Annotated in this window: 1 protein-coding gene and 1 pseudogene; one reads left to right on the forward strand and one right to left on the reverse strand. The window is 66.5% G+C overall.

From position 1 onward, the window contains the following. The coding region (locus QH196_RS00160; protein ID WP_280413703.1) for a winged helix-turn-helix transcriptional regulator at positions 1–665 on the reverse strand (665 nt) is incomplete at its 3' end. A 133-nt stretch (positions 666–798) separates the two neighbouring features. Between QH196_RS00160 and QH196_RS00165 the strand changes: the two are divergent. Further along, a pseudogene (locus QH196_RS00165) lies at positions 799–1045 on the forward strand (replicative DNA helicase); the annotation flags it as partial.

Below are 1045 nucleotides of genomic sequence, written 5' to 3' on the forward strand. Positions count from 1 at the left end.
GCCGGTCGCACAGCCTTGTAACCCACATTGCGGACCGTACCGATCAGCGATTCGTATTCGCTGCCCAGCTTCGCCCGCAACCGCCGCACATGCACATCGACCGTGCGGGTGCCGCCGAAGAAGTCGTACCCCCACACCTCCTGCAACAGCTGCGCCCGGGTGAAAACCCGGCCGGCATGCTGCGCGAGATATTTCAACAGCTCGAATTCTTTGTAGGTGAGGTCGAGCGGGCGCCCACGCAACCGCGCGGTATAGGTGCCCTCATCGATCACCAGCTCGCCCAGGGTGATCTTGCCGGTGTTCTCCGGGCTCGCCGCCCCACCGGTGCGGCCGACCAGCAACCGCAACCGGGCATCCAGCTCGGCCGGACCGGTACCGGGCAGCAGAATATCGTCGAGGCCCCAATCGGCGTTCACCGCGACCAGACCGCCCTCGGTGAGCACGGCCACCACCGGCACGGACGATCCCGTACTGCCGAGCAGCCGGCACAAACCACGCGCGGCAGCCAGATCGGTCCGCGCATCCACCAGCGCAATATCGGCGGTACCCGCCTCGAGCAACGATGCCACCTCGGTCGGCGCAGGCCGCACGTTATGTGCGAGCAGCGATAGCGAAGGCAGAACCGAATCGGGGTCCGGATCGGCAGTCAGCAGGAGCAGCTCCACGGCACTCCTCCCATCTCGTAGCTACGCGAAAGCCAGCTTCGTCGCCGTCGCCACGTTGCTTATCCACAAGTGTTGGCTGCAAGATTAGCGCGCTGTAACACTGCGCCGCCTGGTCGAGGCCGGTACCCTCATCGTGCAGTACGGCTACGCCGGCGCAGACGGTCAAGATGTCGCCGAGGTGGTCGACCGCGCCCAGGCCGAGGTCTACGAGGTCACCGCGCGACATCCACCGGCCCGCCAGCACTTCCCTGCCCGCCGCAGCCAACTCGGACAACTCGATACCGTCGATCTCGGCCTCACGCTGCGCGTAGGCGGCGTGCGCATCGTCGAGCAGGGTTTCGAGCAGTTCCTCGCGGGTGAGTTCCCCGGCCTCGCCGACC

Source organism: Nocardia carnea, assembly GCF_029868325.1.
GTDB classification, from domain to species: Bacteria; Actinomycetota; Actinomycetes; order Mycobacteriales; family Mycobacteriaceae; genus Nocardia; species Nocardia carnea_C.